At 69.7% G+C, this 24,971-nt stretch carries 37 protein-coding genes and 1 tRNA gene; 8 read left to right on the top strand and 30 right to left on the bottom strand.

Going from position 1 to position 24,971, the window contains the following annotated elements; genetic code table 11:
• Nucleotides 1-71 precede the first annotated feature (71 nt).
• From sp36 to NX794_RS07855, 4 genes are all read left to right on the top strand, one after another.
• Nucleotides 72-233: a Sp36 family protein gene (sp36, locus tag NX794_RS07870; protein WP_258777515.1), complete on the top strand. Its 162-nt coding sequence runs from the start codon at nucleotides 72-74 to the stop codon at nucleotides 231-233.
• Nucleotides 230-694 carry a RidA family protein gene (locus NX794_RS07865; protein WP_258777514.1) on the top strand — a complete coding sequence of 155 codons (465 nt, stop codon included), beginning with the start codon at nucleotides 230-232 and terminating at the stop codon, nucleotides 692-694. Before sp36 ends, NX794_RS07865 begins: the two co-directional genes overlap by 4 nt.
• Before the next feature lie 200 nt (nucleotides 695-894).
• Nucleotides 895-1,767, top strand: coding sequence for an NUDIX hydrolase (locus NX794_RS07860; protein ID WP_258777513.1), 873 nt, complete (start codon nucleotides 895-897; stop codon nucleotides 1,765-1,767).
• Nucleotides 1,764-2,594, top strand: a complete 831-nt coding sequence (locus tag NX794_RS07855) for an MBL fold metallo-hydrolase (protein WP_258777512.1) — start codon at nucleotides 1,764-1,766, stop codon at nucleotides 2,592-2,594. The genes NX794_RS07860 and NX794_RS07855 overlap by 4 nt, the downstream gene beginning before the upstream one ends.
• 141 nt (nucleotides 2,595-2,735) lie before the next feature.
• Here the strand turns inward: NX794_RS07855 and NX794_RS07850 are convergent, their stop codons facing one another.
• Nucleotides 2,736-3,410, bottom strand: a complete 675-nt coding sequence (locus tag NX794_RS07850) for a Crp/Fnr family transcriptional regulator (protein WP_258777511.1) — start codon at nucleotides 3,408-3,410, stop codon at nucleotides 2,736-2,738.
• Between the two features lie 447 nt (nucleotides 3,411-3,857).
• On the opposite strand from NX794_RS07850, the gene nth reads away from it, so the two are divergent.
• From nth to NX794_RS07835, 3 genes are all read left to right on the top strand, one after another.
• Nucleotides 3,858-4,694, top strand: a complete 837-nt coding sequence (nth, locus tag NX794_RS07845; protein WP_258777510.1) for an endonuclease III — start codon at nucleotides 3,858-3,860, stop codon at nucleotides 4,692-4,694.
• Between the two features lie 55 nt (nucleotides 4,695-4,749).
• Nucleotides 4,750-5,445 (top strand): NUDIX hydrolase, encoded by a 696-nt coding sequence (locus NX794_RS07840; protein ID WP_258777509.1) that lies wholly within the window; start codon nucleotides 4,750-4,752, stop codon nucleotides 5,443-5,445.
• A gap of 115 nt (nucleotides 5,446-5,560) precedes the next feature.
• On the top strand, nucleotides 5,561-6,760 hold the full coding sequence (locus NX794_RS07835; protein ID WP_258777508.1) for a MarP family serine protease: 1,200 nt from the start codon (nucleotides 5,561-5,563) through the stop codon (nucleotides 6,758-6,760).
• A 31-nt stretch (nucleotides 6,761-6,791) separates the two neighbouring features.
• On the opposite strand, the gene NX794_RS07830 is transcribed toward NX794_RS07835, so the two are convergent.
• From NX794_RS07830 to NX794_RS07690, 29 genes are all read right to left on the bottom strand, one after another.
• On the bottom strand, nucleotides 6,792-6,971 hold the full coding sequence (locus tag NX794_RS07830; RefSeq protein ID WP_258777507.1) for a hypothetical protein: 180 nt from the start codon (nucleotides 6,969-6,971) through the stop codon (nucleotides 6,792-6,794).
• Nucleotides 6,972-7,154: 183 nt separating this feature from the next.
• Nucleotides 7,155-8,090, bottom strand: coding sequence for an alpha/beta fold hydrolase (locus NX794_RS07825; protein ID WP_258777506.1), 936 nt, complete (start codon nucleotides 8,088-8,090; stop codon nucleotides 7,155-7,157).
• Nucleotides 8,087-8,575 (bottom strand): phage holin family protein, encoded by a 489-nt coding sequence (locus NX794_RS07820; RefSeq protein WP_258777505.1) that lies wholly within the window; start codon nucleotides 8,573-8,575, stop codon nucleotides 8,087-8,089. Before NX794_RS07820 ends, NX794_RS07825 begins: the two co-directional genes overlap by 4 nt.
• Nucleotides 8,576-8,641: 66 nt before the next feature.
• The gene (gene nhaA, locus NX794_RS07815; RefSeq protein WP_258777504.1) at nucleotides 8,642-10,096 is read right to left on the bottom strand and encodes a Na+/H+ antiporter NhaA; all 1,455 of its coding nucleotides are present in this window, start codon (nucleotides 10,094-10,096) and stop codon (nucleotides 8,642-8,644) included.
• Between the two features lie 93 nt (nucleotides 10,097-10,189).
• A complete protein-coding gene (locus NX794_RS07810; protein WP_258777503.1) occupies nucleotides 10,190-12,796 on the bottom strand; it encodes a recombinase family protein in 2,607 nt (868 codons plus the stop codon).
• Between the two features lie 235 nt (nucleotides 12,797-13,031).
• A complete protein-coding gene (gene thyX / locus NX794_RS07805) occupies nucleotides 13,032-13,682 on the bottom strand; it encodes an FAD-dependent thymidylate synthase (protein WP_258777638.1) in 651 nt (216 codons plus the stop codon).
• 50 nt (nucleotides 13,683-13,732) lie between these two features.
• A complete protein-coding gene (locus tag NX794_RS07800) occupies nucleotides 13,733-13,903 on the bottom strand; it encodes a hypothetical protein (protein WP_258777502.1) in 171 nt (56 codons plus the stop codon).
• Entirely contained in the window at nucleotides 13,900-14,139 is a 240-nt protein-coding gene (locus NX794_RS07795) for a hypothetical protein (RefSeq protein WP_258777501.1), read from the bottom strand. Before NX794_RS07795 ends, NX794_RS07800 begins: the two co-directional genes overlap by 4 nt.
• Nucleotides 14,140-14,154: 15 nt before the next feature.
• Entirely contained in the window at nucleotides 14,155-14,529 is a 375-nt protein-coding gene (locus NX794_RS07790; protein WP_258777500.1) for a hypothetical protein, read from the bottom strand.
• Nucleotides 14,530-14,606: 77 nt separating this feature from the next.
• A complete protein-coding gene (locus tag NX794_RS07785; RefSeq protein ID WP_258777499.1) occupies nucleotides 14,607-14,924 on the bottom strand; it encodes a hypothetical protein in 318 nt (105 codons plus the stop codon).
• Nucleotides 14,925-14,943: 19 nt separating this feature from the next.
• The gene (locus NX794_RS07780; protein ID WP_258777498.1) at nucleotides 14,944-15,252 is read right to left on the bottom strand and encodes a hypothetical protein; all 309 of its coding nucleotides are present in this window, start codon (nucleotides 15,250-15,252) and stop codon (nucleotides 14,944-14,946) included.
• On the bottom strand, nucleotides 15,249-15,467 hold the full coding sequence (locus tag NX794_RS07775; RefSeq protein ID WP_258777497.1) for a hypothetical protein: 219 nt from the start codon (nucleotides 15,465-15,467) through the stop codon (nucleotides 15,249-15,251). Before NX794_RS07775 ends, NX794_RS07780 begins: the two co-directional genes overlap by 4 nt.
• Before the next feature lie 10 nt (nucleotides 15,468-15,477).
• Nucleotides 15,478-16,071 (bottom strand): deoxynucleotide monophosphate kinase family protein, encoded by a 594-nt coding sequence (locus tag NX794_RS07770; protein WP_258777496.1) that lies wholly within the window; start codon nucleotides 16,069-16,071, stop codon nucleotides 15,478-15,480.
• Nucleotides 16,068-16,349 (bottom strand): hypothetical protein, encoded by a 282-nt coding sequence (locus tag NX794_RS07765; RefSeq protein ID WP_258777495.1) that lies wholly within the window; start codon nucleotides 16,347-16,349, stop codon nucleotides 16,068-16,070. Before NX794_RS07765 ends, NX794_RS07770 begins: the two co-directional genes overlap by 4 nt.
• A gap of 4 nt (nucleotides 16,350-16,353) precedes the next feature.
• A complete protein-coding gene (locus tag NX794_RS07760) occupies nucleotides 16,354-16,836 on the bottom strand; it encodes an HNH endonuclease family protein (RefSeq protein WP_258777494.1) in 483 nt (160 codons plus the stop codon).
• Between the two features lie 194 nt (nucleotides 16,837-17,030).
• A complete protein-coding gene (locus tag NX794_RS07755; RefSeq protein WP_258777493.1) occupies nucleotides 17,031-17,465 on the bottom strand; it encodes a hypothetical protein in 435 nt (144 codons plus the stop codon).
• Nucleotides 17,462-17,743 (bottom strand): hypothetical protein, encoded by a 282-nt coding sequence (locus tag NX794_RS07750; protein WP_258777492.1) that lies wholly within the window; start codon nucleotides 17,741-17,743, stop codon nucleotides 17,462-17,464. Before NX794_RS07750 ends, NX794_RS07755 begins: the two co-directional genes overlap by 4 nt.
• Nucleotides 17,740-17,955 carry a DUF7417 domain-containing protein gene (locus tag NX794_RS07745; RefSeq protein WP_258777491.1) on the bottom strand — a complete coding sequence of 72 codons (216 nt, stop codon included), beginning with the start codon at nucleotides 17,953-17,955 and terminating at the stop codon, nucleotides 17,740-17,742. The genes NX794_RS07750 and NX794_RS07745 overlap by 4 nt, the downstream gene beginning before the upstream one ends.
• A gap of 92 nt (nucleotides 17,956-18,047) precedes the next feature.
• Nucleotides 18,048-18,674 (bottom strand): hypothetical protein, encoded by a 627-nt coding sequence (locus NX794_RS07740; RefSeq protein WP_258777490.1) that lies wholly within the window; start codon nucleotides 18,672-18,674, stop codon nucleotides 18,048-18,050.
• Complete coding sequence (locus tag NX794_RS07735; protein WP_258777489.1) at nucleotides 18,662-18,889, bottom strand: hypothetical protein; 228 nt, start codon at nucleotides 18,887-18,889, stop codon at nucleotides 18,662-18,664. The genes NX794_RS07740 and NX794_RS07735 overlap by 13 nt, the downstream gene beginning before the upstream one ends.
• Before the next feature lie 133 nt (nucleotides 18,890-19,022).
• The gene (locus NX794_RS07730; protein ID WP_258777488.1) at nucleotides 19,023-19,436 is read right to left on the bottom strand and encodes a hypothetical protein; all 414 of its coding nucleotides are present in this window, start codon (nucleotides 19,434-19,436) and stop codon (nucleotides 19,023-19,025) included.
• Nucleotides 19,437-19,497: 61 nt separating this feature from the next.
• Nucleotides 19,498-19,752: a hypothetical protein gene (locus tag NX794_RS07725; RefSeq protein ID WP_258777487.1), complete on the bottom strand. Its 255-nt coding sequence runs from the start codon at nucleotides 19,750-19,752 to the stop codon at nucleotides 19,498-19,500.
• On the bottom strand, nucleotides 19,752-20,099 hold the full coding sequence (locus NX794_RS07720; protein WP_258777485.1) for a hypothetical protein: 348 nt from the start codon (nucleotides 20,097-20,099) through the stop codon (nucleotides 19,752-19,754). Before NX794_RS07720 ends, NX794_RS07725 begins: the two co-directional genes overlap by 1 nt.
• Before the next feature lie 132 nt (nucleotides 20,100-20,231).
• A complete protein-coding gene (locus NX794_RS07715; RefSeq protein ID WP_258777484.1) occupies nucleotides 20,232-20,753 on the bottom strand; it encodes a hypothetical protein in 522 nt (173 codons plus the stop codon).
• 103 nt (nucleotides 20,754-20,856) lie between these two features.
• Nucleotides 20,857-21,228 (bottom strand): hypothetical protein, encoded by a 372-nt coding sequence (locus tag NX794_RS07710; RefSeq protein WP_258777483.1) that lies wholly within the window; start codon nucleotides 21,226-21,228, stop codon nucleotides 20,857-20,859.
• A 112-nt stretch (nucleotides 21,229-21,340) separates the two neighbouring features.
• Nucleotides 21,341-21,595 (bottom strand): hypothetical protein, encoded by a 255-nt coding sequence (locus NX794_RS07705; RefSeq protein ID WP_258777482.1) that lies wholly within the window; start codon nucleotides 21,593-21,595, stop codon nucleotides 21,341-21,343.
• 20 nt (nucleotides 21,596-21,615) lie between these two features.
• Entirely contained in the window at nucleotides 21,616-21,849 is a 234-nt protein-coding gene (locus tag NX794_RS07700) for a hypothetical protein (protein ID WP_258777481.1), read from the bottom strand.
• A gap of 1,388 nt (nucleotides 21,850-23,237) precedes the next feature.
• Nucleotides 23,238-23,528, bottom strand: coding sequence for a hypothetical protein (locus tag NX794_RS07695; RefSeq protein WP_258777480.1), 291 nt, complete (start codon nucleotides 23,526-23,528; stop codon nucleotides 23,238-23,240).
• Nucleotides 23,529-23,631: 103 nt separating this feature from the next.
• The gene (locus tag NX794_RS07690; RefSeq protein WP_258777479.1) at nucleotides 23,632-23,958 is read right to left on the bottom strand and encodes a hypothetical protein; all 327 of its coding nucleotides are present in this window, start codon (nucleotides 23,956-23,958) and stop codon (nucleotides 23,632-23,634) included.
• Nucleotides 23,959-24,857: 899 nt separating this feature from the next.
• Here NX794_RS07690 and NX794_RS07685 point away from each other — a divergent pair.
• Nucleotides 24,858-24,927: transfer RNA gene (locus tag NX794_RS07685), tRNA-Trp, on the top strand.
• Nucleotides 24,928-24,971 lie beyond the last annotated feature (44 nt).

The following is a 24,971-nucleotide window of genomic DNA, read 5'->3' as shown; positions in this document are numbered from 1 at the left end:
ACAGTCGGCCGTGCGACCGGTCCCGGCGGCCGCCGGGATTCGGGTTCCGGGGCAGCGGCTACAGTCCCCCCATGACCAAGAAGTGGGAATACGCCACCGTGCCGCTGCTCGTCCATGCCACGAAGCAGATCCTGGACACCTGGGGCGAGGACGGCTGGGAGCTGGTGCAGGTCGTGCCCGGGCCCAACCCGGAGCAGCTCGTCGCCTACCTGAAGCGGGAGAAGCAGGCATGAGCGCGGTCGAGGCCAAGCTGGCCGACCTGGGCCTGACCCTGCCGGAGGTCGTACCGCCGCTGGCCGCGTACCAGCCGGCCGTGCGGACCGGTGTGTACGTGTACACCGCCGGCCAGCTGCCGATGGTCGAGGGCAAGCTGCCGGTCACCGGCAAGGTGGGCGCCGAGGTCACCCCGGAGGAGGCCAAGGACCTGGCCCGCGTCTGCGCGCTGAACGCGCTGGCCGCCGTGAAGTCCGTCGCCGGTGATCTGGACCGCATCGCGCGCGTCGTGAAGGTGGTCGGCTTCGTCGCCTCGGCGTCCGACTTCACCGGTCAGCCCGCCGTCCTCAACGGTGCCAGCGAACTGCTCGGCGAGGTCCTCGGCGACAAGGGCGTGCACGCCCGCAGCGCGGTCGGCGTCGCGGTGCTCCCGCTGGACGCGCCGGTCGAGGTCGAGATCCAGGTCGAACTGGTCCCGTAGCCCGGCACCGCCCGGCGGGGCCGCCGGGTGGCCGCAGACCTCTGTGTTCCGGGGCGGCCGGGGTCGCCGTAGGGCCGAGCCGGCCCCCAGGCAGCCCGGCCCGTCGGGAACGACGTACCACCGCCCCTCCCCGCCACCAGGCACCCCACCACCCCCAAGGACCTCTCGAACATTCGCCCTATCCGGGATAGCCTCCGGCCATGGCGAACGGTCAGTGGTACCCCCCGGAGTGGCCGGACCGCATCCGCGCGCTCGCGGACGGGAGCCTCACCCCGGTGACCCCCAGGCGCGCGGCCACCGTGCTGTTGCTCAAGGACACCGCGGACGGTCCGTTCGTCCACATGCTGCGCAGACGCGCCTCCATGGCCTTCGCCGGGGGCGCGTACGCGTATCCCGGCGGTGGAGTGGACCCGCGTGACGACGACCGCCGGGTCCGCTGGGCGGGGCCCCCGCGCGCGTGGTGGGCCGAGCGGCTGGGTGTGGACGAGAGCGGGGCCCAGGCCGTCGTCTGCGCGGCCGTACGGGAGACGTACGAGGAGGCCGGCGTCCTGCTCGCCGGGCCGGACGCGGAGTCGGTCGTCGGCGACACCACCGGCGCCGACTGGGAGGCCGACCGGGCCGCCCTGGTCGCGCGTGAGCTGTCCTTCGCCGAGTTCCTGGACCGGCGCGGCCTGGTGCTGCGCTCGGACCTGCTGGGCGCGTGGACGCGCTGGATCACCCCGGAGTTCGAGGCCCGCCGCTACGACACGTTCTTCTTCGTGGCCGCGCTCCCGGAGGGCCAGCGCACCCGGAACGCCTCCACGGAGGCCGACCGGACGGTGTGGATCCGCCCCGAGGACGCCGCCGCCGGGTACGACAGGGGCGAGCTGCTGATGATGCCGCCCACCATCGCCACGCTGCGCCAGTTGCTGCCGTACGGGTCCGCCGCCGAGGCGCTCGTGGCGGCCCCCGCGCGCGACCTGGCGCCGGTACTGGCGACCGCGCGCCTGGAGGACGGCGAGATCGTCCTGTCCTGGCCGGGGCACGAGGAGTTCACGAAGCACATCCCGAGGACGGGGGCGACGTCCGTATGACCGACGCAGTGGCACTGCCGGGGCAGCCCCGGGGCGCGGTCCTCTCCGGTCCCGCCACCGAACGGGCCGTCAACGTGCTCGCGCCGAACCCCTCCGCGATGACCCTGGACGGCACCAACACCTGGATCGTCGCCGAGCCGGACTCCGACCTGGCCGTGGTGATCGACCCGGGACCGCTGGACGAGGGCCATCTGCGCGCGGTCGTGGACACGGCGGAACAGGCGGGCCGGCGCATAGCCCTGACCCTGCTCACCCACGGCCACCCCGACCACGCCGAGGGCGCCGCCCGCTTCGCCGAACTGACCGGCACGCGCGTGCGTGCCCTCGATCCGGCGCTGCGGCTCGGGGAGGAAGGCCTGGCCGCCGGGGACGTGATAGCCGTCGGCGGCCTGGAGCTGCGGGTCGTGGCGACCCCGGGGCACACCGCCGACTCGCTCTGCTTCCACCTGCCGGCCGACCGCGCGGTCCTCACCGGCGACACCGTCCTCGGGCGCGGTACGGCCGTCGTGGCGCACCCCGACGGCCGCCTCGGCGACTACCTGGACTCCCTGCGCCGCCTGCGCTCCCTCACGGTGGACGACGGCGTGCACACGGTGCTGCCGGGCCACGGGCCGGTGCTGGAGGACGCGCGGGGCGCCGTCGAGTTCTACCTGGCCCACCGCGCCCACCGGCTCGCCCAGGTGGAGACGGCGGTCGAGGACGGCCACCGCTCCCCGGCCGAGGTCGTCGCCCACGTCTACGCCGACGTGGACCGCTCACTGTGGCCGGCGGCGGAGCTGTCGGTACGGGCCCAGCTGGAGTACCTGCGCGGACACGGCCTCATCTAGCCCCGCGCGACACGAGAAGCGGCACGAGCAGCGGTACGACAAGCAAGCAGTACGACAAGCAAGCAGTACGGCAAGCGGTACGACAAAGGGGCCCGGCTTCCGGAGAAGCGGGCCCCTCGCGTCGTACCGGGACAGCCGGAGTCAGCGCGAGCGCTTGGCCAGCCGCTCCACGTCCAGCAGGATGACCGCCCGTGCCTCCAGGCGCAGCCAGCCGCGCTGGGCGAAGTCCGCCAGGGCCTTGTTGACGGTCTCGCGGGACGCGCCGACCAGCTGGGCCAGCTCCTCCTGCGTGAGGTCGTGGACGACGTGGATGCCCTCCTCGGACTGCACGCCGAAGCGGCGCGACAGGTCCAGCAGGGCCCGCGCGACCCGGCCGGGGACGTCGGAGAAGACCAGGTCGGACATGGCGTCGTTGGTCTTGCGCAGTCGGCGTGCGACGGCGCGCAGCAGGGCGCCGGCGACCTCGGGGCGGGCGTTCAGCCAGGGCTGGAGGTCGCCGTGGCCGAGGGCCAGCAGCTTGACCTCGGTCAGCGCGGTCGCGGTCGCGGTGCGCGGGCCGGGGTCGAAGAGCGACAGCTCTCCGATCAGCTCTCCGGGGCCGACGACGGCGAGCATGTTCTCGCGGCCGTCGGGGGAGGTGCGGTGCAGCTTGACCTTGCCCTCGGTGACGACGTAGAGCCGGTCGCCGGGGTCGCCCTCGTGGAACAGGGAGTCACCGCGTGCCAGGGTCACCTCGCTCATGGAGGCGCGCAGCTCCGCGGCCTGCTCGTCGTCGAGAGCCGCGAAGAGCGGGTTGCGCCGCAGAACGTCGTCCACGAGTTCTCTCCTTGTCGACCTGCTCAGGGGATCTTTCTCCCCCACGTGCCAGGGGACCGTGTTCCCCATTTTGCCGGACGGTCCAAACAGTGTGATCTGTCACAAGGATGCCGCACAGGTGTGCCGAGGTAAGCGGCAGGGGTCCAATCGGGCGCCGATCTACAGGTCACCGGGTGGGGCCGACGGCCGGTGCGGCGGGCGCGCCATGGCCCAAGTGGCCGGTGAGAGCGCGGCATCGGAGGGCGTCCGGGAGTGTTCGAGAGGTTGTACGGATCGATTCCGCTGTGGGCGAACGCCATCCGGAGCGCTTTCCGGAAAGTAGTACAAAACGGAAGAAAGGGATGTAAGGCATCTGATCGGGGCCCTGTCGCAACTCCGGTCCTCCGACGGGCCGGTCGTCCTGAAGATCGCCCACCGGCGCGGGGCCCGGCGGCGTAGCCTTCCTGCATGGCAGTGAGCAAGGCGCGCAAGGCGGCCAAGACGGTGACCGAGGCCGTGAAGCCGTGGAAACCGGAGTCTCGGACCGCCCTCGTGCGACGGGCCCGCAAGATCGACCGGGAACTCGCGGAGGTGTACCCGTACGCGCACCCGGAGCTGGACTTCGAGAACCCCTTCCAGCTGCTGGTCGCCACCGTGCTGTCGGCCCAGACCACCGACCTGCGGGTCAACCAGACCACCCCGGCGCTGTTCGCCAAGTACCCGGCTCCCGAGGACCTGGCCGCCGCCGACCCCGAGGTGGTCGAGGAGATCCTGCGGCCCTGCGGCTTCTTCCGGGCCAAGACGCGGTCGGTCATAGGGCTCTCCAAGGCGCTCGCGGAGGACTTCGGCGGCGAGGTGCCCGGCAAGCTGGAGGAACTGGTCAAGCTGCCCGGCGTCGGCCGCAAGACCGCCTTCGTGGTCCTGGGCAACGCCTTCGGCCGGCCCGGGATCAGTGTGGACACGCACTTCCAGCGGCTGGTGCGGCGCTGGAAGTGGACCGAGGAGAGCGAGCCGGAGAAGATCGAGGCGGCCGTCAGCGCGCTGTTCCCGAAGAGCGACTGGACCGACCTGTCCCACCACGTGATCTGGCACGGCCGCCGGATGTGCCACGCCCGCAAGCCCGCCTGCGGCGTCTGCCCGATCGCGCCGCTCTGCCCGGCGTACGGCGAGGGCGAGACCGACCCGGAGAAGGCGAAGAAGCTCCTGAAGTACGAGAAGGGCGGCTTCCCCGGCCAGCGGCTGAAGCCCCCGCAGGCCTACCTCGACGCGGGCGGTATCGCGGCGCCGCCCCTGGGGGCCGCGTGACGGAACGATCCCGGGGTCCTCGGGCGTTGGAACAGGCGGAGCGACGGGGGTGGCGATGACGAGGGCCAGTGAGACGCGGGGCGGCGCGGTGACGCTCAGCGCGGAGGGGCTGCCCGACTGGCTGGACCCGGTGGTGCGCGCCGCCGAGACGGTCCAGCCGCTCCAGCTCAGCCGCTTCCTGCCGCCCGAGAACGGCTCGGGCCGGCAGTCCGCCGTACTGATCCTCTTCGGCGAGGGCGAGCGCGGCCCCGAGCTGCTGCTCATGGAGCGGGCCGGCTCCCTGCGCTCGCACGCCGGGCAGCCGTCCTTCCCGGGCGGCGCGCTGGACCCCGGGGACGGCGATCCGGCGGGCGACGGCCCGCTGCGGGCGGCCCTGCGCGAGGCCGAGGAGGAGACCGGCCTCGATCCGGCGGGCGTCCAGCTCTTCGGCGTGCTGCCCGCCCTCTACATCCCGGTCAGCGAGTTCGTGGTCACCCCGGTGCTCGGCTGGTGGCGCGAGCCCACCCCGGTCGACGCGGTGGACCCGAACGAGACCGCGCGGGTCTTCACCGTCCCCGTGGCGGATCTCACGGACCCCGCCAACCGCGCCACCGCCGTCCACCCCAGCGGCCACATCGGCCCGGCGTTCCTGGTGGAATCCGCCCTGGTCTGGGGTTTCACGGCCGGCGTGATCGACCGGCTGCTGCACTACGCGGGCTGGGAGCGCCCCTGGGACCGGGCGCAGCGGGTCCCGCTCGACTGGCGCGCATGACAGGGTGTCCCCGTGTCGCATCCCCGGGGGACACCGGTTCCCCCCGCCAGTGCGTGGCGGGCCGGCCTCCCGGTCGCTCCGCCGGGAGCGGAGTGAGTAGGCGAGGCCTGAAGCGTTGAACGTGCTGGACATCCTGTTGCTGGTCGCGGCCGTGTGGTTCGCGGTCGTGGGCTACCGCCAGGGCTTCGTCGTCGGCATCCTGTCGGTGATCGGCTTCCTCGGCGGCGGTCTCGTCGCCGTGTACGCGCTGCCCGTGGTCTGGGACGCGGTGACCGACAAGGCCGAGGTCGGCACCACCGCGGCCGTCGCCGCCGTGGTCGTCGTCATCGTCTGCGCCTCCGTCGGACAGGCCCTGACCACCCACCTCGGCAGCAAGCTGCGCCGCCACATCACCTGGTCCCCGGCCCGCGCCCTGGACGCCACCGGCGGCGCGCTGGTCAACGTCGCCGCCATGCTGCTGGTCGCCTGGCTGATCGGCTCCGCCCTGGCCGGGACGACCCTGCCGACCCTCGGCAGGGAGGTGCGCGGCTCCAAGGTGCTCCTCGGGGTCTCCCGGACGCTGCCGGCGCAGGCCGACACCTGGTTCGCCGACTTCTCCTCCGTGCTCGCGCAGAACGGCTTCCCGCAGGTCTTCAGCCCGTTCGCCAACGAGCCGATCAAGGACGTCCGGCCGCCCGACCCGGCCCTCGCGCGCGGCTCGGTCGCCGGTCGCGCGCAGCGCTCCATCGTCAAGGTCACCGGCACCGCGCAGAGCTGCGGCAAGGTCCTGGAGGGCACCGGTTTCGTCTTCGCCGACCGCCGCGTCATGACCAACGCGCACGTGGTCGGCGGGGTCGACGAGCCGACCGTGCAGATAGGCGGCGAGGGCCGCAGGTACGACGCCAAGGTCGTCCTGTACGACTGGAAGCGCGACATCGCCGTCCTGGACGTACCGGACCTGCGGGCGCACGCGCTCCGCTTCACCACGTCGGACGCGTCCGGCGGCGACGGCGCGATCGTCGCGGGCTTCCCGGAGAACGGCTCCTACGACGTGCGCGCCGCCCGCGTGCGCGGGCGCATCACGGCCAACGGCCCGGACATCTACCACCGCGGCACGGTCCGCCGCGACGTGTACTCCCTGTACACGACCGTCCGCCAGGGCAACTCCGGCGGCCCCCTGCTCACGCCCGACGGCCGGGTGTACGGCGTGGTGTTCGCCAAGTCCCTGGACGACGCGGACACCGGCTACGCCCTGACGGCGGACGAGATCCGGCCCGACATCGACAAGGGCCGCGCGGCCAACGAGCAGGTGGGTACGGACAGCTGCGCGCTGTGACGCCGGTGCCCGGCATCCCGGGCACCGGCGGTCAGTTGCGCGCGTGCCGCAGACGCATCGAGACCCAGCGTGCCCGGCGGCGCAGAATGCGCGGAATCCCCACCCGCAGATCCGCTTCCGCCAGTTGCGGAGTGCCTCGCTGAGGCGTGCTCAGGCCGGTGGCCGAGCGGCGGTTGCGGGGTGCGTCACTGTAGTCGTGCGTCCAGCCCATACCCGTTCGTGTGCCCCCGCCCCAAGGTCCATAACCGTTCGGGCGGCGGCCAATTGGCCTATGCGGCGGGCATGTGGCCGTTCAGGGGACAAGTGTTCACCAATCGGATACACCGCGCATCGGAACCGTCACGTTGCGGTCACATCCGGACGCGGAACGGGCAGCTCCGGACGGGCCGTCGGCTCACCGGTCGGGCTCGGGATCCTTCAGCCAGTTGACCAGTTCGGTGGAGAACGCCGCCGGGTCCTCCTCGTGCGGGAAGTGCCCGAGACCGTCGAACAGCCGCCAGCGGTACGGCGCTTCGACGTACTCGCCGGAGCCGGCCGCGCTGCGCGTGCGCGTCACCGGGTCCAGCGAGCCGTGCAGATGCAGCGTGGGCACCCGCACCGGACGCTTCATCCGGCGGTAGAACTGGACGCCGTCCGGGCGGGCCAGCGAGCGCACCAGCCAGCGGTACGGCTCGATCGAGCAGTGCGCCGTGGAGGGCACGCACATGGCCCGCTGGTACGTCGCCACCGTCTCGTCGTCCGGCAGTCGCGGCCCGGACCAGTCCCGCATCAGACGGCCCACCAGGGCACCGCCGTCCGCGGTGAGTTGACGCTCCGGCAGCCACGGCCGCTGGAAGCCCCAGATGTAGGAGTTGGCGGCGGTCTGCCGGGCGTCGCGCAGCATGGCCGCGCGCCAGCGCCGCGGATGCGGCATCGAGACGACCGCGAGCCGCCGTACCAGCTTGGGGCGCATCGCCGCCGCCGTCCACGCCAGATAGCCGCCGAGGTCGTGGCCGACCAGCGCGGCGTCCGGCTCGCCGAGGGACCGGATCACCCCGGTGACGTCCAGGGCGAGGTTGGCCGGGTCGTATCCGCGGGGCGTGCGGTCGCTGCCGCCGACGCCCCGCAGGTCCATTGCCACCGCCCGGTAGCCCGCGTCCGCGAGCGCGGTCAGCTGGTGGCGCCAGGTCCACCAGAACTGCGGGAAGCCGTGCAGCAGCAGCACCAGCGGGCCGTCGCCGAGTTCGGCGATGTGGAAGCGGGCGCCGTTGGCGGCGACGTCCCGGTGGGTCACCTGCTGCCCGTCCGGCAGGTCGATCCGGACGGCCGGGGAAGCGGCGGGGTCGGTCATGAGGACGAGCGTGCCACAGCCTCGATGGCCGCGGGGGCGCGGTCCTCGGGCAGCTCCGGACGCGGGTGCGGCTTGGCGTTCTGCAGGACGCCCGCCGACTCCTTCACCGAGGCGGCCACCTTCTGCGGGCCCTGGCCCTTCTTGGCCTTCTTCGCGAACGCCACGCCGATCAGCGCCAGCAGGCCGGCGACGAGCACGTTGGCCGCGAAGGACAGCAGGAAGCAGACGGCCAGGTTCCAGTGGCTCCAGGTGCGGATGCCGTACGCCAGCGCGAAGTTGAGCATCGGCAGGGAGAAGACCAGCACCGCGCCGGCCACCGAGAACGCACCGCCGCTGACCGCGCCGCGCTTGACGTCCTGCCGCAGCTGGGCCTTGGCCAGGGCGATCTCGTCGTGCACCAGCGCCGACAATTCGGTCGTCGCCGAGGCGAACAGCTGGCCGATGCTGCGTTCGGCGCCGACCGGGCTGCCGTCGGGTGCGCTCATCGCGTTCTCCCTCTTGGGTCTCTCGTGCCGCAAGTGTGCCGTCTTGATGTGTACCGTCTCGTCAGATCATGCCGGACGGCCGCCCTCCTCGCCTGCCCCACCCGGTACTTCCGCAAGCCCGTGGCGCGCCGCGGCGGCCCGCTCGGCGGCCTGCTCGGCGGCGATCCGGCGGTGTTCGGCGGCCTTGCGGTCGTGGATCTCCGCCATCCGCAGGTGGTACGCCGGGTCGTCCTGCTCGTAGACGTCCGGGATGCCGTCGAGGTCGTCGTCACGCTCCTCGTCCTCGCACAGCGCGCGGTACCTGGCGTTCCGTATCTTCAGCAGCGCCGTCGCGCACACCGCCGCGATCAGCGAGCCGGTGAGCACGGCCGCCTTGACCTCGCCGGTGAGGACGGGGTCGCCGTCGAAGGCCAGCTCGCCGATGAGCAGCGACACGGTGAAGCCGATCCCGGCGAGGGAGGCCACCGCGAAGACGTCCGCCCAGGCGAGATCCTCGCTGAGCGAGGCCCGGGTGAAGCGGGCGGTCAGCCAGGTGCCGCCGAATATGCCCACCGTCTTGCCGACGACCAGACCGAAGACGACCCCGAGCGTCTCCGGCTTGGTGAACACATCGCCGAGCGCTCCGCCGGAGACCGCCACCCCCGCGCTGAACAGCGCGAACAGCGGTACGGCAAGGCCTGCGGACAGGGGCCGCACCAGGTGCTCGATGTGCTCGCCCGGCGAGTGCTCCTCGCCCTGCCGGGTGGTGCAGCGCAGCATCAGTCCCATCGCCACGCCGGCGATGGTGGCGTGCACGCCGCTGTTGTACATCAGCGCCCAGATCACCACGGCCAGCGGCACGTACACGTACCAGCCGCGCACGCCCTTGCGCAGCAGCAGCCAGAAGACCAGCAGGCCGGCCACGGCCCCGCCGAGCGCGGCGAAGTTCAGCCGGTCGGTGAAGAAGACCGCGATGATCAGGATGGCGAAGAGGTCGTCGACGACCGCGAGGGTCAGCAGGAAGGCGCGCAGGGCGCTGGGCAGCGACGTGCCGATGACCGCGAGGACGGCGAGCGCGAAGGCGATGTCGGTGGCGGTGGGCACCGCCCAGCCCGCCGCGGAACCGTGCCCGGCGAGGTTGGTCAGGGTGTAGACGAGCGCCGGTACGGCCATGCCGCACAGCGCCGCCGCCACGGGCAGCATGGCCGCCCTGCGGTCGCGCAGGTCCCCGGCGACCAGCTCGCGTTTCAGCTCGATGCCGGCGACGAAGAAGAAGACGGCGAGCAGGCCGTCGGCGGCCCAGTGCGCGACGGAGAGGTGCAGACCGAGGCTGCCCGGGCCCAGGTGGAAGTCGCTCACCGTCGCGTAGCTGCGCCGCAGCGCGGGGACGTTCGCCCAGACCAGCGCCGTTACGGCGGCGAGCAGGAGCAGGACGCCGCCCACGGTCTCGGTGCGCAGCGCGTTGGCGACGAAGGTCCGCTCGGGCAGCGACAGCCGTCCCAGCAGCTTGCGGGCGGGATGCGGGGTGCGGGGCGCGGTCACGGCGGGACCTCCGGTGGCTGGACAGTACGGCTTACCTGCCGACCAGACTTCCCGGCGCACCCAGTGAACCTTGCTACGTCCTTGACGCTCTCCTTACGTTACCGAACGGGGGCGGGTGGCGGGAAATGGTGCTCCGGGGCGGTGGGGGTGGGGTTGGTGATGTGGGCAGGTGAGTGGCTGGGAACGGTCCTCTGGGCGGTGGGTGGCGGGCGGTGGGCGGTGGGCGGTGGGACCGGTGATCGTGCGGTCGATGGCGGGAACCGGTGATGCGCACGGCGATCGGTGGGAGCGGGTGGTGCGCAGGCTGGATCGGTGGGATCGGTGGGAGCGGTTGTGTGGTGGCGGGCGGCGGTAACTGGTGATCCGCTGATCCGCACGGTTGGCGGCGGCAGCCGTTGATCGGCGGCCGGGCGGCCGGGCGGCCGGGCGGCGGAAGCGGTGACGCGGCACCGGGCGGCGGGGAGCGGGCGGTGATCCGGCGCCGGGCGACAGGAAACCGCGATCACGCGCCGGGGGGCGGGAAGCGGTGATCGCGCGCCGGACGGCGGTGACCGTGATCTCGCGAGCCGGACGCCGAAGGGGTACCCGGTGTGTCGTCCGGGTACCCCTTCGTGGCCCTGGGTGCGGGGGCCGGCCGCGTCGGTCAGTCCTCGCTCGACGCCGCCGGGAGCTGGGTCTGGATGAGGTCCATGACCGTGGAGTCGGTGAACCCCGCCCGTCAACGTCGCCGAGTTCTCCGTTTGCGATGCCGTCCGTCTGACCTGCGGTGATGCCCTTCGGGACCCGGCTGATGGCACCCGTCACCCGCATCGGCGGCAGTGAGAACTGGGGTGCGGCTGGCACGCTCCGATACCCGTCCAGGGCTTTCAGTGCCTGCCGGTACTCGCCCCTCTCATCCCATCGCCGGACCGTCCGCATCAGCGTGTTGTAGGCACGCCCACCGATCTGCTCGCACTTGTCGTACTCCATCCACGTCCGCCCTGTGCGGATCTTCTCCAGCGTGACCTCGAACGCACCGCGCACGTCCTTCCACTTTTGCGTGTTGGAGATGATCGAAGAGACCTTCTCCCACATCTCGTCAGTCAGCTCGGCCGGCACCTGCTCGCCCGTGTCCCAGTGCCACTTCGACAGCGGGTCGAAGTTGCCCTTGCGGTGGACCTTCGCCGTGCCCTCGACCTGCACCTGGATGTCCAGCATCTCGATCAGGTCAGCCTGCTCCCGCTTGGACAGCTTGCCGACCTTCGTCCGCAGCTTGTCCGCAGCGGCCACTACCTGAAGCGCCCGCTCCTCTTCGCCCTCGATGTCGGCGATCCAGGACTCCACCCGCTCGCGCTCCTGGAGCAGCTCGCGCTCGTCTTCCTTGTAGCGGGCCTTCAGCTCCTCGACCTCTTGGCGCATCTCCTCGACGAAGTCCGCGTCGTCCTCGTCGCCGTCGTCCTCGCCGGCCTCGACCATGACCATCAGGCGGGCGATGGCCTTCTTGCGGGTCCTGCGCTGCTTCGCCAGCGTCTCGTCGATCTGCTCCAGCCGCCGCCGGTAGGACTCAAGGCGCTGCGGCGTCGAGCCGAGGGACTCCTTGATCAGCTCGTGCAACCGGTCCGGGTCGGCGACGAGGTTGGTCACCTCCGCCATCACCGCGGCCTCGACCTCATCCGCGTACAAGGTCTGGCAGTCGTGCTCGTACTCCGCCCCCTCCCGGACCTTCTGGCACCGGTAGTAGCGCACGTCCTTGCGGTTATCGACCGCGCCCGTCATGGGGACGCCGCACAGGCTGATCAGCCGTCCAGACAGCGGGTAGTCGTTGGCCGGGCTCTTGGTCTTGGCCGACCGCTCCAGCGCCTCCAGCGCCAGCACAGCGCGCGCACTGGAGACGATCTCGGGCAGAGGCAGGACGTGGGTCTGCTCGTCCTCGGTACCGGCGGCGAAGGTGAACTCCACCGTGCGGCGCAGGGCCTTCTTGACCCGCTGCGCGAGGTTGCTGCCGTCCCACAGGTGGCCCTTGCGGGTGCGGTAGCCCTTGGCGTTCAGCTTCTTGGCGATCTCGCCGCGCGTGAGGTACTCGGGGTAGTCGACGAGGTACTCGACGGCCGCCTCGATGACGATCGCCTCTAGCGGGTTGACCACGATGTCCCCGGTCTCGGGGTCGATCATGTAGCCGTAGGGGATGCCGCCGTGGGGCCAGCCGCCGGCCATCACCTTCTGGATGCGGCCGGACATGGTCCGCTCCAGAATCAGCGCGTGCTCCATCTCCGCCATGTAGGCGAGCAAGGCCAGCGTGACCTCGAACATGTCGCCTTCGGAGTCGATGCGGTTGTCCGCCGTCACGATGCGGACGTTGCGGCCCTTCTCGACCTCGATGTCCTGGGTGTCGTACACCCAGCGATGGATGTTCTTCATCGTGCGCCCGATGCGGTCGAGCTTGCCGAAGATGACCAGGTCGATCCGGCCGGCCGCGATGTCGGCGTTCATGCGGTCCAGGTCTTCGCGCTCGCGCAGCTTCCCGGATATGCCGCCGTCCGTGTAGACGTCCACGATCAGGTAGTTGCCGACGCCCAGCATCAGGTCGAGCCAGCGCCTGCACAGCTCGTCTTGCGCGTCCAGGCCGAAGCCGTCGACCTGCTTGGACGTGCTCACTCGGCGGTAGATGGCGACGCGCCAGCGCCTGCGCATCTTCTTGCCGGGCAGCAGGACCTTGGTCACGTTGTCTCCTTTACACACGCGAGAACGGAGGCACCCCAGGCGGGATGCCTCCGATGGGACGTTTGCCAACCTATCCCATTAGTGTGTAAGAAAGCCATGAGCTATGTCTGTCTATCGCTCATCTCGTCTTCGTCATCGACGAGGAGTCGAAGGATCAGGGCCGTGAACCGGGCGCGCTTCTCGCGGCTCCAGTCCGTCTCGCGCCACTCGGCTGTCACCTGCGGGTACTGAGTGCTCACGGGGCGACCCTCTGGTTCTTGACGTACGCGGCGTGCGTGACGGGCATCTGCTCGGCGAAGTGCTGCTCCATCTGCTGGGCCGCCATCTCGATCTCCCGCTGAGGGAAGCTCGGAAACAGGGCCGCCTTGTCCGCGGTGCGCAGGCTCAGGAAGTGCATCAGCGAGCGGGCGTTACAGGTGGCGAAGAAGCTGGTGTACGTGCCGACCGGCAGGACGGAGCGGGCGACCTCGCGGGCGATGCCGGCGCGCAGCATCACCTGGTAGGAGTTCCAGGCGTGGCGGTAGTTCTCCCGCGTGACGTCCCGCATCACGCTGTACTGGAGCTGGGTGCCAGGCTGGAACCGGTAGGCGCCGGGCTTGCCGACCTGGACCAGGTTGCGGTCCTCGGCCGGCACGTAGAAGACGGGCGCCAACTCCCGGTACCGGCCGCTCTCTTCGTTGTAACTCCAGCCAACCCTGTGACGGAACCACTCGCGGGCAACAAAGATCGGGGCCTGGATCAGGAACGTCATCGAGTTGTGCTCGAAGGGGCTGCCGTGCCGGTCCCGCATCAGGAAGTTGATCAAACCCTTGGTCGAACCGTCCGAGCCGGCCGCGTCAGCTCCGAGGGTAGAGACTCGGGCGGCCTGGACAACGTCGTAGTCCATCGCGCTGGTGCGCAAGGGCTGGACGGTGATGTCGGATCGGTAGGTGATGCTCACGGAGTGATGTCCTTCTGATGGTGAACGATGGGGGTCTCTGTGCCCGACGCTTCGGCCGGCGAGGCGACGAGCAGGACGATCAGCAGGGCCAGGGCGAACGCCGCGACGTAGAACGGCGCGCCCCTCGGGATCGGTCGCACTATCACACGCGCTCGGTGCTTGCTCACGCGGCCACCAGCTCCTCGTACTGCTTGCGGGACATGCTCGTCAGGTGCCACCCGCCGAAGTCGCACTCGTAGACCCGGCCCTCGACCTTCAGCCCGCGGCGAGTGCCTCGGGCGTCGGCCCTGCGGGTCCGCTTGGTCTGCGCCCGGCCCATCGCCTTCTCGGCCTCCGGTCGGGAGATGAAGGCGCGCTTCAGGCCGCAGTCGCAGGCCCTCCAGTCGACCGTCTTGTACGTCATCGGGGGTGGTGCTCCTTACTTCTTACTGTTGGTCTTCGGGGGGTCCTTCACGAACTTGTCGCAGGCGCAGGTCGTGACGTGGCACTTGCCCCTGGCGGCGGAGGCCGCGGAGTGGGTGAAGGGCGGGTGACCGCACTGGGAGTCGTAGCAGTAGCCCGGCCAGCCGGCCTTGCCGTCGTGGTTGGCGATGGCGATGCCCGACGACGTCAGGGGGAGGGCCCGGCCGGTCCCGCCGAAGCTCATCTTCTTGGCGAAGGCTTCCGCCTCGGCGACGGAGCCGAAGGGCCCGTAGTTGAGGCCCTTCGATCCGTCTGCCCATCGGTGGGTCAGCACCCACAGGTCTCGCATCTGGAGGATGGAAGCCGCCTCCTTCAAGACGGCCTTGGCCATGTCCTCCGGAGTCTCGAAGCCGGGGTCGGTCAGCAGGCCGACGAGCGCCTGGATCTCGTGCCTCCGGGGTGTGAGTCTCAGTGGCCGGCCTCCTTGCCCAGGTCGGGGAAGTGAGCAAGCACCTGGGCCTTCGACCAGTCCTCCCAGGCTTCGACGTCGTCCTGGTTGAGGTGCTCGCGCCAGAGGGCGATGTGCTCCAGACCGCTGTCCTCCAGCTCCTCCTTGATCTCGTTGACCAGCCGGGCCTTGCCCAGGTCCGGCAGGGGGCCGTCCTCCCACACCAGGTGGTAGCGGTAGTGGAAGGCCAGGGCGTCGGCCATGCGCTCCAGGTCCAGGCGGTAGACGACCCGGAGGTTGATCCGGTACCGGCCGTCTACGCTCAGCGTCGGCTTCACAGCAGCTCCTGTCGTTCTATCACACGTGGGCCGGAAGGCCCGCCAGCTCACGCAGGGAGTTCAGCAGGCTGGCAAGGTCATCGCGCGCCTCACGCGCGGCGTCATCCGCCGCCTCGTCGTACTCGCTGTAGGTGTACTCGTCCTCGTTGAGGTCGCCGTCCTCGTTGAGGAACTTCTGGATGCTGGCGTCTCGCGCGTCCTCGCGGGCGTCGCACTCTCGGATTAGGGCGACAACCCGGTCCTTCAGTCGGTGTTCGGCCTCGACCACTCGCGCGGCGATGACTCGCTCCAGTTCGGCCTCGAAGTCGCGGGTCGGGTTGGTGCTCACCTCTCGGTGCTCCTCTCGGGGTGGGACAGGACTCGCACGCCCCAGCGGCGAGCCATCACATAGGTGCGGACGTTCCAGGTGGTGCCGGGCGCCTTGTTCAGGTCGACCCAGTGGCCGCCGGCCTTGTGCGCTACGGTGGCTTGGGGATCGAGGCCGACGATGGCCGTGCCGTTCGGCAGTGCGTCCAGCTCGTCGATCCGCCTGATGTTAGTCACTCTATCACACTTATGCTGCGGCGAGGAACTGAGTGGCCAGCGTGGTCACGCCCAGCAGACGGTCACGCAGGTCGTCCACGGTGCCGTCGTTGAACAGGGTGGCGTCGAACTTCCAGTTCGCCAGCGCGATCTCGGAGGGGTACGGACGGCCGTGTTCGTCCCTGGCCGGGCCGACCCCTGGCCGGTCGATCCAGATCACCACACCACCGCGGCCCCGTACGGCTCGCGCCTCGTTGGGGAAGCGCACGTCGCTGACGACCAGGGCCTCGCGCTCGGGCTCGTAGTCCTCGAACAGGGCCTCGACCCAGACGTCCTCGCCCAGCGTCGCGCGGCCGGCGTCGGTGCCCGTGGCGTGCAGCAGGCGCCGGACCTCGGGGTACCTCTCCTTCGCGACGTCCCACCCGATGGCGTTGACCAGGTTGGCCAGCCGCACGGGCGGCACGTCGGCGTGGGTACGCGTCAGAGGGTTCTGTCGGTACAGGAACGACTTCAGCCGGTCGGCGAAGGCGTCTCGCCTCCAGCCTCCCTCGACCAGGGTCTGCGCTGCGGTGTCCTTCCCGCTGCGAGCGAAGCCCGCGATTCCGACGAGCAGGTTGTCACTCACTCGGGGTCCTCCTTGTCAGGGTCCAGCAGATCGGCGGCGTGGAGCATCCCGGTGCCGGTGTAGAAGTGGCGGCCCATCGGGTCGGCCAGGTTGCCGGCCGCGTCCCGGAGCTTGGCCGCCCACTCGCGGCGGACCGCGTCGACCAGTTCCTCCAGCTCGCACTGTCGGTCCGCGCGCTCCTCGCCGTACAGGCCGCCGGCGATCTCCGCCATCTGGGTCTTGATGTCCGGGCGCCAGAGCCACTCGCCGCCCTCGCGCCTCCATCCGAATGCGGTCACTCTATCACACACCGGCCAGCTCATCGAGTTCGGCCGGCGACAGATCCACGTACGGCTCGCCGTTGGCGTACACCGCCTGGAGGTGAGACAGCCGCACGCACAGCCGTTCTCCACAGGTGGGGATAACTCGCACACCCCTGGGGAGCGGGCCGCAGTGGATCAGCCAGGAGACGCGGCCGGCGGTCTGGTTGTACCCGTTGTAGGAGAGCTGTCCGAGGCCGGTCGCCTTGCAGATACCGCCATGCCAGACCTGATGCTGGCCGGACCAGACGACGGTGTTGAAGAACTTCTCCTCGTCGGTCTCGCCCTTCAGGTACTTCGGGGCGGAGACCGGGGCGACGCGTACGTACTCGCGGAGTGGGGTGTCAGCGCCCACGTGGCCCCAGCGGGCGATGCGGGACCGGTGGGCGAGGCACAGGCCGTTCTTCTGGCTGTGCGCCTCGTTCTTGCAGCGGACGCCCTGGCTGCTGGTCACGGTGCACTTCATGGTAGGTGTCCTCTCGGATGTCGGTCGGGGGAGTCGGATGGGTGGGTGCCAGGGGCTCGAACCCTGGTGCCTGCCGGTCACCCTGTCGCACTTTCACACCTGCGTGCGTCAGAACAGGAAGTAGTCGAAGACCACGATCACGGCGGCCAAGGCGAACTGTGCGACTGCCAGCACGAGCAGCCAGTCACGGGGCCTCACGTCGTTTCCTTGTAGCCGTCGAAGCACTCGACGTACGAGGTGTCGCCCACCTTCGCCCAGCAGAACTGATGGCCGTTGTACGTGCCCCACAGCTCCCTACCGGCGCGGGCCTGCTTCTCGTTGAAGGCGACCCGCCGGGCGATCGAGTTCAGCCGGGGGTTCAGGTAGACGACGCGACCACGGGCGTCGATCACGTACGAGTAGCCCTTGCCGTTGCCCATCTTGGCCGCGTCCCAGTAGCAGGACGTGATGACGGTGTTGTCCTCCGAGCATGGGCGGGTCGGCAGCTTCAGCGGGGCGCCGGTCCCGGCCGGCCGGGCGGACGAGACGGGCTCGACCTTGACCTCGGCGTCGGCGGTGGCGGCGGCCGTGCCGCCCGCGAACGCGGCGGCGGCGACCAGGACGGTGGCGATCTTCTGGCGGAGGTTCATGCGGCACTCTCCTTCTGGAGCTTGAGACGGGGGAGGTTGATGGCACCCGTGCGGGGCGGTTGGGGCACGGGCGGGAGCTTGTACCGGTAGGCGGTCAGCTCAGGGATCTCATGGGGCTCGGTGACGTTGTTCTCGACGGCGACCCTGTAGACGGTGGCGAACAGGGCGACCGACCGCTTCACGATCTCGCTGTAGCTCAGGCCGGTCGGGGCGAGGGTGGCGATGGCCTCGGCCAGGTCGGTGTCGACTCGGGCGGAGAGCTGGCGGGGGACGCTCACGCGGCCAGCTCCTCGAAGTCGAAGGAGTAGGCGACCTCGCCCTCCGCGGTGATCAGGCCCGCGTCGATCAGGTGCTGCGCGGTGCGGCCGTACGAACCCTGGAGAGTCCACGCCATGCCGCTCTTGATCAGGGTGGCGAACAGGTCCAGCGTCTCGGCGTCGCCCAGCTCGCCCAGCTCGAAGCTGATCAGGTCGATCGTGATGTCCTTCATGCGTCCCATCTCCGGGTTACCTCGTATCGTTGGGGGCAGGGAGGGGGGCCGATCTCTACTCGGCCCCGCTCCCGTCAGTCAGTCGGTCGGGCTCAGCTGCCCAGCTCGCTCAGGCGGGCCTCCCACTTCGCCGCCTCGATCTGCTCCTGCGCGACCTCACGGAGGAGCGCCTTGGCCTTTTCGTCGTGGCGGTTGCGCTCGTACTCGAACAGGCGGCGGATGCTCTCGGTCTTCCAGCCGGGGTACTCGGCCTCGAAGGCGTTCAGGGCGTCGACTTCCCAGCCGGACAGGGTGCCGTGCGCCTTCGTCTCGTAGTCGAGCTGCTGGCCCTTGTCGTTGCGGCGACCCCCGTTCCACGTCCGGCTGTCGGTCGTCCACTTCATGACGACGCCGTGCAGGTCCACCTCGCCCCGGTCGTCGGGCAGCCGCTTGTAGGTGTACTCGGTGCTGTACTTGCGGCCCCGGATCTTGGCGTGCCCCTTCTCCACGTCGCCCTTGAACTCCGGGTCGGTGCTGATCCAGACGCGGGGGATGATCTCCTCGACGTCCCTGTGCTTGTCGAAGTTGTAGCGGGTGCCGTGCTCGGCCGACACGACCTTGATGTAGAAGGTGGCCGCCTCGATGTCGATCTTGTAAGCCTCGGTCTTGAGCTTCACGGGGATGCCTCTCAAAAGGTGGTGGTTGCTGTGCTGCTCGGGCTGGCGGCTTACCAGTCCCACCAGCTACGGACCTCCTCGGGAGAGGTCTCGTACTGGGTCTCGATGACGGTGTCCAGGTCGTCGACCAAGGGGTCCTCGCCCACGGTCACGATCGCGTTGACGACCAGGTTGATCAGGTCCCGGTCCCGGTCACCGAGGTCCAGGCCGTCGAGGACTAGATCGGCCCCGCCGTTCGCGGCGTCCGTCAGTTGTTCGAGGGTGAAGGTGGTGCTCACTTGCTCACGCCCTTGGGGCTACAGCTCGCGGTCCATCCGCGATGGCGGGAGCCGGGGACTCGAACCCCGGCGTCGGCCGGTCTCCCTGCTGGCTTTGCCAATCTATCACACTGGGTCTGTCTTACACACTGGGTCAGCTGTACACGACTTTGCCGAACAGGGCTACCTGCACGACGACGTCCGCCGCCCCAGCGTCGATGTGCTCGGCCGCGATGCCGTCCCCCGTCCGGTCCCTCCAGGCATCGAGGACGTAGCCGTGCAGCTCGTCGTTCACGTACGTCTGGAAGGGGTCCAAGAGCTTGCCGAACGCCACCCGCACCTCGTCCCGGCTCAGGTAGTGGACCTTTTCCACCTCGCGCTCGCCGCCGAAGAACGGGCAGGCGTCCTCACCCTCGACGACGGTGTGCACCTTGCCCTCGGGCAGGCCGGCGAACTCCTCCAGCGTCGGCTGGATGGCCCAGTACGTGATCCCGCCGAACGCGGCGATCTCCATGATGTCGTCCACGTCCCGGTCGGTGATGTGATTCAGCAGGTGCTGTTTGATCATGACGGATCTCCTCAGTGCGGGGGCGGCGCCAACCGCCCCCGCGGTGATGGTGTGGTGGTGGTCAGTAGCCGAACTGGAATGTCAGGCCGAGCAGTTCAGGGGCCGTCGATCTGGTGACCTCGACGTCGTACCAGGCGTCCCCGTCGTCCCGGCCGGTGCCGGTCTCGGGGAAGATGTGGTCGTACTCCCAGTCCGACCGCTCGGTGGTGTCCTCGTCGGGGAGAGGGAGGGGCACGGCGACCACGGACGTGGTCTCGATCTCCGCGCCGCCCCCGTATCGGTTCTCGATCCTCAGACCGATGACTGCGATGTCCATCACGACTTCGCGATGATCAGCAGGGCTTCCAGGTAGTCCTTCGACTGCTCGCGCAGGTACTCGCGGATCTCATCCTTGGTGAAGACGCGCGGGGTGGTGCGGTCGGCGTCGCCCTGCTTCTCGTCGTACGGGTGGGCGTGAAGGTCGTCCCACTCCTCTTCGGTCGTGTGACCCACGAGCCAGGTAACGGCCGCGCCCTCATGGCCGGTCACGTACAAGGCCAGCGCGATCTCATCGGCCTGCTGGCAGTTGAAGGCCGGGCCGGTGCTGTCGGCGGTTACGGCGTCACCGAATATCCCGGCGAGGGGCTGAAGGGTCTGACGCAGGAGCGTGGTGGAAAACGACATGCGGGTCTCTCCTCGGGTTGCTGCTCGCGAGACACGCGCTCGCGATGGTGGGTGCCGGGGGCTCGAACCCCGGTGCCAGCCGGTCACCCGCACGACATGACGCTCTAACACACCAATGTCCGTGTTACACACCTATTCCTGTTCAAGCTCGATCTCCTCGATCACGGACGACTCGTAGTCGAGGTTGAATTCGCCGGACGCCCGCAGGGTGGCCTCCAGCCAGGCGCGCACGTCGTCCTCGGTGAACTCCGAGCCGTCGTCCTTGCGCAGGCCCTCGATGTCGAAGCTGACCGTGACCGTGCCCTTGTACGAGTAGTCGAGCGGGTCCAGGCCGATGTTCTCGCCCTTGTCGCTGATCTCCGAGCGGTAGTCATCCAGGTCGTACTCGGTGACAATCTCGCGCAACAGATCACGGGCGTTGGCGCGCAGTTCGCCGAACTTTTCGCGGGCCGCCCGAGCCTCTCCCTGTTCGCGCTGAAGGGCCCCGTGGATGTTCGAGTAACGGGCCTCCAGGCTGCCGAGCGCCCCCTGGGTGCGGGTGAGATCGGCCTGCGCCAGCTCCAGGGCGTCGGTCACGCGCTGTATCTCCAGGCGGAGGGCGGCGGCGGTGACGGAGTCGGCCGGGTCGGTGAGCTTTTCGAGGGAGACGGTCATAACGGTTACCTCTCATGTCAACCTAACACACTGCGTGTCAGGGTAGTGGGTGTCGAGGGCTCGAACCCCGATGCTTGCCGATCACCCTGCTTCAGTCTAACTATCACATACTGAGGGACATGAAGACTACGTCGGGCTCGCCCGCAGTCCAGTTGGGTACGCGCTCCGTCTCGCGGAAGCCGTAGCCCTGGTAGTACGACGGCAGGAAGCCGTCGAAGCAGTCGAGCAGGCGGGCACCCTCGCGGATGGCGGCGTTGACCAGGGTGTCGCCACGCCCCTTGACGCGGGAGAACAGGCCGATGAGCGTGCCGTCAGGGGTCACCCCGAAGCCGGCCTGGCTGTCGTCGGTCAGGAAGTACCGCGCGTCCTCGGGCATCTCCTCGGGCTTCGAGGTGGCGGCGGCGATTCGGTCGGACCCGGCGCGAGCGGAGCGGAGGGCGGCCTTGTAACGAGCGGCGGAGGTGAAGCTGATCACTGGAGAACTCCCGGTGTCTGGTAGTCAGTCTATCACATGGCGGTTTGGGTGGACGCCCCGGACTCGCACACGGGTGGTGGCTGCTCGCGTCCCGTCGACTTATGTCACTCTATCACACATGGTGCCAGTAGACCACGGCGACGTCACGGCCGTCTCCGATCCACGCTTCGATCACGAGCTTGCTCATCAGCCCGTAGGGCGTGACGAACTCGGCGTAGTGCACGCTCAGATCGTGGGTGTACCGCAGGGTCTCCTTGACCAGCGCATCCAGGTGCCGGGCGAGGTCGCAGTGACTCTCGTGCACCCATCCGGGAGCGGACAGGGCGGCGCCGGGGACGGCGAGCAGGGTCTTGCTGTGCAGAGGCATGGGTCTTCCTAGGGGTGTGATCAGGCGTAGAGGTGGGCGTCCATCGTGGCGGCGGCGTAGACCTCCGCCTTGAACTCCGCGCGCAGGTCGTCCAAGTACGCCTGGCCCTGCTCGCGGGCGAACTCCCGGTCATGCCGCTCGCACAGCGGGTTGGAGTCGTGGACGCACGGCATCCAGGTGCGCGGGTCGGACGGGTCGCTCGGGCAGTGGCAGCACGCCGGGCAGTCGGTGTGCTTGTCCAGGGAAACGGACATGGGTGTCCTCCATGAGGTGAGTAGGAACGGGGGCCGGGGACTGGCACCCCATCGGGCAGGCCGGACAAGCCGGCCGACCTGAAGGCGTGCCGGATCAGGGGCGGTGGCGGCGACGCTCAAGCGTCCCGTTCTCACCGCCCCGACCGGTTGCGGGCGGTAGGGCGACAACAGCCGTGGCGTGTACGTATCCCCAGGGCGCGAGTGCTGCGGTACCTCCCCTTTCAGGGGGAGTGACAACGCGTGCATCGGCGTCGGGCAGAGGTCGAAGAATCGGCGCGCGCCTACCGGGCGCGGGTACTGCGGTCGTGCTTTGGGTGGTGCGTGGTCCGTTCCGTGGAGCGGGGAGGACCGGACCCCGTTCCCGCCCCCTGGGGTGCCCTACCGCCTACGGGGCCGACCGTCGGCCCCTTGCTACCTCCCATCGTTCGCGGGCGGTAGGGCACTCCCTGGGGAGCGGGAAACGGCCTCCCCCGCAGGTTGAAGGCTTGGGCTTAGCTCGGCGGGCACACCGCTTCACTTTCACCGGCCCCCGTTTCCCAACGCCATGACGCGTACAGGCACCCACGGGCTCCGTCTCCTGGCCTACGGTGCGAACTAGACGGACACCTCTCCCCAAGGGACCGCAGAGGGTGGCCCCTCCCCTTGGGCTTCAGCGCCCGCCCGGCCGACCGGGCTCCAGCACGTTCTGCGGTTACGGACCGGGCCCGTACGAGTCGGGGTTGCGATTCGCGTTCATGTCCTGCCTCCGTTCGGTCGTTGCGGTCGGTGTGATGGGGAGACTTTAGGCAGATCGGCTGAGTGATGTCTACCTAACACACCGGATCGGACGCGATCCGGGTCCGTTTCCAGGGCCTGAAACATGCCGTGACCTGCGACGATAGGGACGTGTGTGACGCGCATCACACTTGTCGGGTAGCCTGTTCGGCTGCCTGGTCTGTCCGGTTCTGTCTGTTCGTGCTGGCCGCTCGATGTCTGCCTATCCCACATCGGCCGTCTCCGCTGGTCAGACGCCGTTGTCCGGCCCGTTCCCGCCGGTCCTGGGGAGTTGGTCCAGTGGCCTGCCGTTCGGCCCGTAGCGGCCCGTCCCTGGTCTGCCTGCCCGTGCGTCGCGCGCGTGGCGCGGGTACCTGCGCGCGTTGCGCGTGTGGCGCGGGTACCTGCGTGCGCGTGTCCCTGCGCGTGCGCTTGGCGCGGGTACCTGCGCGCGAGCGGGCAGGCGACGGCGAGGCCAGGGCGGCGCGGGGGGTGGGGGGTGACCCCGGCGGAGGGATTTTGCGGATCGATGCGTGATAGCAGCCGGGATTCCGCCACGGTTTCAAGGTCGATCAGGAGATGCCGGCCCCGGCTCCCACACGGGCAGACGGGGCTCGAAGTGCTGCTGAGAGTGGCTACATCTTCGCCCGGCCGGCGACGGTACGGACGAGGTGAGCGACCGACTGACCCTCGAAGTACCCCAGGGGTGGCCGCACCTCTCCCTGGTCGTCCAGCTCCAGGAGCTGGGCGCCGATCTCCGCGAGTTCCGCAGCCTGCCGGCCGGTGATCCGGACGTCCTGCTCCACGGCCCCCGCGGTCGTGAGGATCTGGTCGAGCACTGCCTGGTCGTAGCCGTCAGGAAGTGTCAGCGAGTCGGGCCGGACGCGGCGAAGGGCGCAGGAGGCGATGACGTACGGAGGAGCCAAGATGGCCCCGCCGGGACTCCTGGACACGAAGCCGCTCGCATCCGCGCGGAACGCACCCCTGACCGCAGGGGCGGCCGCCGGTCTCCGCTCGTGCACGCCTACCTCATACTTCATGCTCGATGATCCAGGCACGGTGCTCCTGCCTGGCGTAACCCCGCTCGTTGTCGGTCCAGCATGGGGCATCCACTGGCAACGGCCCGCGCGTGGTGCCGTTGATGAAGTCATGGGAGATCAGCTCTCGGGCGAAGTCGATCGCATCCGTCAGCGTGGCCGCGACTTGGCTCGGATGACCCTCGGCCATGTCCGCGACGCGGTCCACCGCGGCGGCTCGCCGTACGAGGAACTCGCGAGCGAGGTGGCCGCCGTCCGAGTCGCCCATCAGGATGCCGAGCCTCTGCACCTTGGCCAGCTCAACCGTTAACCCGTCCATACGGTCAGGGTAGCCAGGCGCTGACCCTGCGTGGGCGGCTTCGCCGCCCCAGCTCGTCGGTTGGCTGAATCCGTGGTGCCCGGTAGGGCACCCTTTCCCTTCGCCGCCGGGGCCGGTGCTGTGCGCCGCCGCGAGGCGGCCGGCGCTGGTCAAGCTCAGCCTGTGTAAGTGTGACGGGCGCCACCGCGGCCGACCCGCAAACGGAACAAGATCAACTGCATCCTTATATATGTAAACGGCTAGACGAACTGCCAGGCTGGAGGCCCTATCGGGCCTCACCGATGCCTCCTACTGACGTAGTTGAGGCTTGGCCAGCGGGGGCGCGGAGCGCCCCTCTGAACGTAGCCACGTACTTCTACTTCCCCTCGGGTCGACAGCTTCGGGCAGCTACCTGCCTCGCAGGTAGGACGTCGTCGAGGGGGTCAACTTCCACGGCCAGGGGGTGACACGGTCGCCCTGGCAGAACTCCGATCGCAAGAGCAGGCTCCCCAAGGACTGGGAGCGCACGCGCAAGCGAATCCTTCGGCGGGACGGTCACCAGTGCACAGCGCGCGACAGCTACGGCGTGCGGTGCGCGGAGCCGGCCACCGACGTGGACCACATCATCGCTGGCGATGATCACCGAGACCCCAACCTGAGATCGCTCTGCGGATGGCACCACCAGCGCAAGTCATCGCAAGAGGGAGCCGCAGCCAGCGCCGTGAAGCGCCGGCAGATCGACAAACGGTTCCGACGCGGCGAGGCCCATCCGGGTCTCCTGTGACCCCGGCGGCTCCGAGTCCCTCCCCTGCTCGTCGAGCGCCGGCCGGCACCCCAGGGCTTCCTCTCCCCTGGGCGATGCCTCGCCCCCTGGTCGCTACCCCAGGGGGCTCGACTTCCCGCTACGGCGGGCGAGGGGAGCGTTCGAGCGCGTGGGCGCGCGCCGGCCTCCAAAGCCGGACGCAGCAGGTTCGAGTCCTGCCGGGCGTGCGTAAGCCCCGGACCCACCTCTGACGCAAGTGGCCGTGAGCGGC

Origin of the sequence: Streptomyces pyxinicus, from assembly GCF_024753135.1 — a bacterium.
In the GTDB taxonomy this organism is placed as follows: Bacteria; Actinomycetota; Actinomycetes; order Streptomycetales; family Streptomycetaceae; genus Streptomyces; species Streptomyces pyxinicus.
The sequence above is the reverse complement of the archived record's forward strand: the minus strand, read 5'-3'. Positions and strand labels throughout refer to the sequence as shown.

Excerpts from the sequence above, each read along its gene's own strand:
- sp36 (WP_258777515.1), top strand. The coding sequence starts at position 72 with ATGACCAAGAAGTGGGAATACGCCACCGTGCCGCTGCTCGTCCATGCC.
- NX794_RS07865 (WP_258777514.1), top strand. The coding sequence starts at position 230 with ATGAGCGCGGTCGAGGCCAAGCTGGCCGACCTGGGCCTGACCCTGCCG.
- NX794_RS07860 (WP_258777513.1), top strand. The coding sequence starts at position 895 with ATGGCGAACGGTCAGTGGTACCCCCCGGAGTGGCCGGACCGCATCCGC.
- NX794_RS07855 (WP_258777512.1), top strand. The coding sequence starts at position 1,764 with ATGACCGACGCAGTGGCACTGCCGGGGCAGCCCCGGGGCGCGGTCCTC.
- nth (WP_258777510.1), top strand. The coding sequence starts at position 3,858 with ATGGCAGTGAGCAAGGCGCGCAAGGCGGCCAAGACGGTGACCGAGGCC.
- NX794_RS07840 (WP_258777509.1), top strand. The coding sequence starts at position 4,750 with ATGACGAGGGCCAGTGAGACGCGGGGCGGCGCGGTGACGCTCAGCGCG.
- NX794_RS07830 (WP_258777507.1), bottom strand. The coding sequence starts at position 6,971 with ATGGGCTGGACGCACGACTACAGTGACGCACCCCGCAACCGCCGCTCG.
- NX794_RS07825 (WP_258777506.1), bottom strand. The coding sequence starts at position 8,090 with ATGACCGACCCCGCCGCTTCCCCGGCCGTCCGGATCGACCTGCCGGAC.
- NX794_RS07820 (WP_258777505.1), bottom strand. The coding sequence starts at position 8,575 with ATGAGCGCACCCGACGGCAGCCCGGTCGGCGCCGAACGCAGCATCGGC.
- thyX (WP_258777638.1), bottom strand. The coding sequence starts at position 13,682 with ATGGACTACGACGTTGTCCAGGCCGCCCGAGTCTCTACCCTCGGAGCT.
- NX794_RS07795 (WP_258777501.1), bottom strand. The coding sequence starts at position 14,139 with ATGACGTACAAGACGGTCGACTGGAGGGCCTGCGACTGCGGCCTGAAG.
- NX794_RS07790 (WP_258777500.1), bottom strand. The coding sequence starts at position 14,529 with ATGGCCAAGGCCGTCTTGAAGGAGGCGGCTTCCATCCTCCAGATGCGA.
- NX794_RS07760 (WP_258777494.1), bottom strand. The coding sequence starts at position 16,836 with ATGAAGTGCACCGTGACCAGCAGCCAGGGCGTCCGCTGCAAGAACGAG.
- NX794_RS07755 (WP_258777493.1), bottom strand. The coding sequence starts at position 17,465 with ATGAACCTCCGCCAGAAGATCGCCACCGTCCTGGTCGCCGCCGCCGCG.
- NX794_RS07745 (WP_258777491.1), bottom strand. The coding sequence starts at position 17,955 with ATGAAGGACATCACGATCGACCTGATCAGCTTCGAGCTGGGCGAGCTG.
- NX794_RS07730 (WP_258777488.1), bottom strand. The coding sequence starts at position 19,436 with ATGATCAAACAGCACCTGCTGAATCACATCACCGACCGGGACGTGGAC.
- NX794_RS07725 (WP_258777487.1), bottom strand. The coding sequence starts at position 19,752 with ATGGACATCGCAGTCATCGGTCTGAGGATCGAGAACCGATACGGGGGC.
- NX794_RS07720 (WP_258777485.1), bottom strand. The coding sequence starts at position 20,099 with ATGTCGTTTTCCACCACGCTCCTGCGTCAGACCCTTCAGCCCCTCGCC.
- NX794_RS07715 (WP_258777484.1), bottom strand. The coding sequence starts at position 20,753 with ATGACCGTCTCCCTCGAAAAGCTCACCGACCCGGCCGACTCCGTCACC.
- NX794_RS07705 (WP_258777482.1), bottom strand. The coding sequence starts at position 21,595 with ATGCCTCTGCACAGCAAGACCCTGCTCGCCGTCCCCGGCGCCGCCCTG.
- NX794_RS07700 (WP_258777481.1), bottom strand. The coding sequence starts at position 21,849 with ATGTCCGTTTCCCTGGACAAGCACACCGACTGCCCGGCGTGCTGCCAC.
- NX794_RS07690 (WP_258777479.1), bottom strand. The coding sequence starts at position 23,958 with ATGGACGGGTTAACGGTTGAGCTGGCCAAGGTGCAGAGGCTCGGCATC.